Origin of the sequence: Streptomyces sp. RP5T (genome assembly GCF_003933965.1) — a bacterium.
Classification (GTDB): Bacteria; Actinomycetota; Actinomycetes; order Streptomycetales; family Streptomycetaceae; genus Streptomyces.
The window spans coordinates 1-4,537 of the sequence record NZ_RSAJ01000634.1 but is presented as its reverse complement, the minus strand read 5'-3'; the positions used below and the strand labels follow the sequence as shown (position 1 = coordinate 4,537).

7 protein-coding genes and 1 pseudogene are annotated in these 4,537 nt (G+C 65.0%); 2 read left to right on the top strand and 6 right to left on the bottom strand.

Translation table 11 applies throughout. From position 1 onward, the window contains the following. Positions 1 to 195 precede the first annotated feature (195 nt). From EHS43_RS38055 to EHS43_RS48400, 6 genes and pseudogenes are all read right to left on the bottom strand, one after another. Positions 196 to 867: a transposase gene (locus EHS43_RS38055; RefSeq protein WP_260470904.1), complete on the bottom strand. Its 672-nt coding sequence runs from the start codon at positions 865 to 867 to the stop codon at positions 196 to 198. Then, positions 840 to 1,322, bottom strand: a complete 483-nt coding sequence (locus EHS43_RS46840; RefSeq protein WP_260470905.1) for an IS630 family transposase — start codon at positions 1,320 to 1,322, stop codon at positions 840 to 842. The genes EHS43_RS38055 and EHS43_RS46840 overlap by 28 nt, the downstream gene beginning before the upstream one ends. 576 nt (positions 1,323 to 1,898) lie before the next feature. After that, positions 1,899 to 2,147: a DDE-type integrase/transposase/recombinase gene (locus EHS43_RS38045; protein ID WP_260470903.1), complete on the bottom strand. Its 249-nt coding sequence runs from the start codon at positions 2,145 to 2,147 to the stop codon at positions 1,899 to 1,901. Then, positions 2,120 to 2,350 (bottom strand): hypothetical protein, encoded by a 231-nt coding sequence (locus EHS43_RS38040; RefSeq protein WP_125195171.1) that lies wholly within the window; start codon positions 2,348 to 2,350, stop codon positions 2,120 to 2,122. Before EHS43_RS38040 ends, EHS43_RS38045 begins: the two co-directional genes overlap by 28 nt. 21 nt (positions 2,351 to 2,371) lie before the next feature. Next, positions 2,372 to 2,658, bottom strand: a pseudogene (locus EHS43_RS38035) (transposase); the annotation flags it as partial. Between the two features lie 9 nt (positions 2,659 to 2,667). Further along, positions 2,668 to 2,799 (bottom strand): hypothetical protein, encoded by a 132-nt coding sequence (locus EHS43_RS48400; RefSeq protein WP_260470508.1) that lies wholly within the window; start codon positions 2,797 to 2,799, stop codon positions 2,668 to 2,670. A 376-nt stretch (positions 2,800 to 3,175) separates the two neighbouring features. Between EHS43_RS48400 and EHS43_RS38030 the strand changes: the two genes are divergently transcribed. Then, positions 3,176 to 3,655, top strand: coding sequence for a hypothetical protein (locus EHS43_RS38030; RefSeq protein WP_125195169.1), 480 nt, complete (start codon positions 3,176 to 3,178; stop codon positions 3,653 to 3,655). 626 nt (positions 3,656 to 4,281) lie between these two features. Next, positions 4,282 to 4,537, top strand: a 256-nt coding sequence (locus EHS43_RS38025) for a helix-turn-helix domain-containing protein (RefSeq protein ID WP_148104200.1), incomplete at its 3' end; no start/stop codon positions are given.

The following is a 4,537-nucleotide window of genomic DNA, read 5'->3' as shown; positions in this document are numbered from 1 at the left end:
CTGCAGAGGCGAAACGGCCAAAGAGAAGAAGGGATCCCGAGCCAGCCGACTGCGGGGCGGGTTGGCCGACCCCGCCCTCGTGGCACATTTGGGACCTGCACAAGTGAGCTACCCCATCACTTCCCCCGCCCAACCCTGGGGCTGGTGGGGGCTGTCGGGACTCTCAGTCGTGAACAGTTCGAGTTTGAGGGTCTGTCAAGCGAGCGGAGTAACTGTGTAGTTGATAATTATCGAGAAGGCGTTAAGTCCTGTTCCTACTGAGGTTTTCATTAGTTCTGTGGTGTTTAGGGATGGATTGTGAGTCCGGTGTGTGAGGAAGGACCACGGGAGTTGTTCGCTGGAGCAGACTCGGTGGATGCCGCGTTCGGCCGCGTCGGCGACGTCGGCGAGGTGGTCGCCGGCGAGGTTGGCCAGCTCACTGGTCTTGATGGCCGACCACAACAGTTCGACCGGATTGAGTTCGGGTGCGTAGGCCGGCAGCCGCTCCAGTGTCAGCCAGTCCTGCTCGGCGGCCCAGGCCCGCATGGCCCGACTCCAGTGAGCGGACAGTCCGTCCCAGACCAACACCACCGGCTCGCCGGCATAGAAAGTCTTGATCTGCTCAAGTACTCCGATCAGGGAGGTGGTGTCGTAGCTGCCCGGCTTGAGGTGGAAGCACAGCCGCGGGCCGCGATCGCGGTCGGCGGCGTGGTAACCCAGAGCCGCGGCCATCCCGGCTCGTTTCCAGTTCAGCCGGTGCCGTAAGAGTGGAGTGCGGCCGCGGGGTGCGTAGGTGCGACGGACCTGGGGCAGCAGGGACACGCCCGACTCGTCAAAGAACACGATCCAGGCACGTTTCTTCACCGCCCCCTTTTGATGCGCGGCCATTCCTGCGCGACCCATCGGGCGATCTCGGACTCGTCCCGCTCTACGGCCTGGCGCCTGGGCCGCTGCAGACTCCATCCCAGCCGCCCGGTCAGCAGGCGCCATACCGAGGCTCGAGCCAGCTTCACTCCAGTCACCCGCTCCACCACCACGCCGACCCGTTCCAACGTCCACAGGTCTGCCTCGAACCCGTGCGCCTTGGCGCCTTGCTCCAACGCGGCCCGAACAGCCTGGACTTGGGCATCATCCAGCTTCGGCGGCCGACCGGTGGCCGGACGCCGCCGCAGTGCCGCAGCACCGCCCTGTTCCCATAAGCGTTTCCACCGGCGCACGCTCTCGGGATGCATCCCGACCATCCGTGCAACCTCGGATGTGGAACGTCCCTGCTCGAACAACTCCGCCGCCCGTATGCGACGGGACTCGGCCAACTGGGGTCGTGTCAGGGGCGGAACGGACACATCGGAAACCACAGACCGCGACTCGGAAGACACACCAACAGCCTCACACCGCTGAAGCTCCTGCACCCACAGAACTAACGAAAAACTCAGTAGTGAGCCTTTTCCAACCTGCAGATTCGGTGCGGTAGTTGGGGTGACAGGCGAGTGAAGCCCCTGGTAGACGGGTTCACGACCAAGAGCACCCGTTCCGCCAGAGGCTTCACGTGGCGGCTCGATCAGCGCCCACTGCTCGTCGGACAAGTCGGTTGCCTACGGCATCCATGCTCGCGCCCCCATCAGGCACACGACATGACGCGAGCACGCCACTGCCGTGCCCCCATCAGGCACACGACATGACGCGAGCACGCCACTGCCGCCGAAGCCCCTCGGGCACATCGCCGGTCTTCCTGCTCCAGTCCTCCGTAGCCATCATGAACACCTCCGAAATCAAGGTGTTGCGACGACTGATTGAATTCGGCCTTGCGACCCTCTGTCGCTGTGATGGATCAGCCCGGAGTCCTTCTTGATCCGTCTCCTCCACAGCGCCATCTCCACAGCCTCCAACGGGAGTTCGGTCCGCATGTGGTTGGCGACCTGCTAGCCGACGATCATCCGGGAGAACACGTCCAGGACGAACGCCACATACACCCAGCCCGTCCAAGTGCGGACATACGTCATGTCCGCCACCCACAGTTGATCCGGCCGGGATGCGGTGAAGTCGCGGTCGACCAGGTCCGGCGGGCGGGGTGCCGACGGCTCAGGCACGGTGGTCCGCCGCCGCTGACCGCGGATGACGCCCTCCAGGCCCAGCTCGTCCATCAACCGCTCGACGGTGCAGCGGGCCACCTGCACACCCTTGCGCTTGAGCGCGCGGGTGCTCCGCCGGACTCGGCATAGACCTGTTCGATCAGCGGCGTGATCTGCTCGTCACGCAGCCGGCGGGCCGACTTCGGCCGCTTCTTGCGCGCGTAATACGCCGACTCCGACAGCCCCAGCACCAGGCAGGCGAACCCGACCCCGAGGCCCTTGTCCCTGAGGTGCTCGATCACCTGGTCGGCCTCGTCCGGGGACGGTCGAGTTCCGCCGCAAAAAACGCGCTCGCGGCTTTCAGAATCTCGTTCGCCCGCCTCAACTCCGCGTTTTCACGGCGGAGTTGCCTCAGTTCTTCCTGCTCTGCGGTGGTCAACCGGTCATCGCGTTCGCCGGCGTCCGCCTCAGCCTGGCGCACCCACCCGCGCAGAGCCTCCTTGTGGATGCCCAGGCCCTTCGCGACGTGCGCGATCGGACGGCCGGTGGTGCGGACCTCGCGGACGGCCCGCTCGCGAAGCTCGTCCGGGTACTTACGTGGTGCTGGCACTGAGCTTCTTCAGTAGTGCCTCGTGAGGGTGATGTCGTGGCAGGTGTTGACGACGCTCCCGAGCAGGGAGATTGCCGCCGTGCTGATGCCGGCCGTTGCTTCCGGCGTCACCCGATCGGTGGCCGTTCTGAAGAGGCTCACTGCTCGTGGTTCTCCTTCGGGCAAGGATCATAAGCCTGGCTTCAGGGACTCCACCAAACCGGGGTCAGCTCACAGACCAATGGCAGCCATAACCGAGAGCGGGCGTCAGCCGGAGGTCATCATGCTCACGCATACCACCGGCTACGGCGCTGCGGAGGCGATCGCCTGGGATCGCCGACTGCGTTGCGTGGGCCTGAGTGAACCACGCAACCCCTCCGAGACGTTCTTGACTCATGTGACCTGTGGCAGTCCCCCTGGAAGGGCTGAAGCTCGGCAGGTCGGCACGGCAGACAGACGGGCAAGCGCCGTCGAAGCACGACGGCGGTCAACCACGCGCGACAGTCGGTTCGCCGTCCACAGTCACCTTAGGAGGGGCATGTTCCGGATCGTTCGCCCGCGCTCGATGATTCTGCTCGGCGCTGCCATCATCGTCGTGGGGATCGCCGCGTTGGCGGGTGCCGTCTGGTTGGTCGGGCTAGTCACGGGGGGCAAGGTAGTCGGCGATCCGGATTTGGAAACTGGCAGTGACGTCGCCGTCTGCTCGGACGTGAAAGTCCACGTTTGGGCCACGGTGAACCTTGGTACCGTAACCCGGCCTGATAACAAGAAGGTCGACTACGACGTCGAGGCCACCGGTCACAACCGTGATCCGTTCGGTCGTACATTGGCCACGAGTTGCCAACTTGCTAGCGGTGCCTTCGGTACCCGCGTGGAATTCAGAGCACCCAATCTGAACAAGGGGCGGCCGTTCTACGTAACCGGGCCGACGGACCGCCAGCACGTCCTGGTCGTCCGTCTAACCCATCATGCGGATGGCACGGTCACCAGCACACAGGAATTGGTCATAGCGCGCTGAGAACCACGGTCGCCTGCCTGAGCAGCGGTTGGGCACAACGGAACTGCACCGCCCGGGTTGTGAATAGATGGTATGCCCCGGTTCTAAGCGGCAGGCTTACCCAACAATTGCGCACGCGGTTGCTGGTTTGGTGGAGCTAGATTTCACGCGTAACGCTCGGGGCCAGCTGTGGGTCACGGAAGTCATCGAGCACCCCACTCTGGAAAGAAAGGTGTAGTGCATGGTTGCCCTCGTCGCGTTCTTGCAACGCGTAGATGGCTCGTCCATCAGCGAATTACCCTCAGTGGCTCTGACCGGTGCGAGACGCTGTCGGGAAGTCCGTCCTGGGGCTCTCCAGCGATCGGCAGCAGCGCTTCGCCGCCGCCCGCGTGCTGGACGGGCGGCCCGGCATTCTCATCGCCGATGAGCGCATCCGCAACCTGGACATACACAGCGGGGCCGAAGTCACCAAGTTCCTGTACGACTCCAGGTCCGGCTCTTACGGTCCGGTGCACCAGGTACGGGGACCCGGTCCGACGCTGTGCCACCGTTGGGCCGATGCTCCAGGGCGGTCTCGGATCGCCTACGGTGCCGATCCGCCGACGGTGCCGCGTCATCGTCCGCCACGGGCTCTGGAACGACGTCGCATGGGAGGCGATCACGTGAGCCGACGTGCCGAAGCGGAGCACACGGCTGTCACGGCGGATGTCGGTGCGCGGATTCGGCGGCTGCGTCGGGCGGCGGGCATGTCCCAGGCGGATCTGGCAGGTGACGGACTGTCACCCAGTTACATCTCCCTCGTCGAGGCGGGCAAGCGGTCGCCGTCGCCCGAGGTGCTCGCGCAGCTGGCCGCGCGACTTCACTGTGACGTGGCGGAGCTGGGGGGTGAGCCCGCGGTGTCCG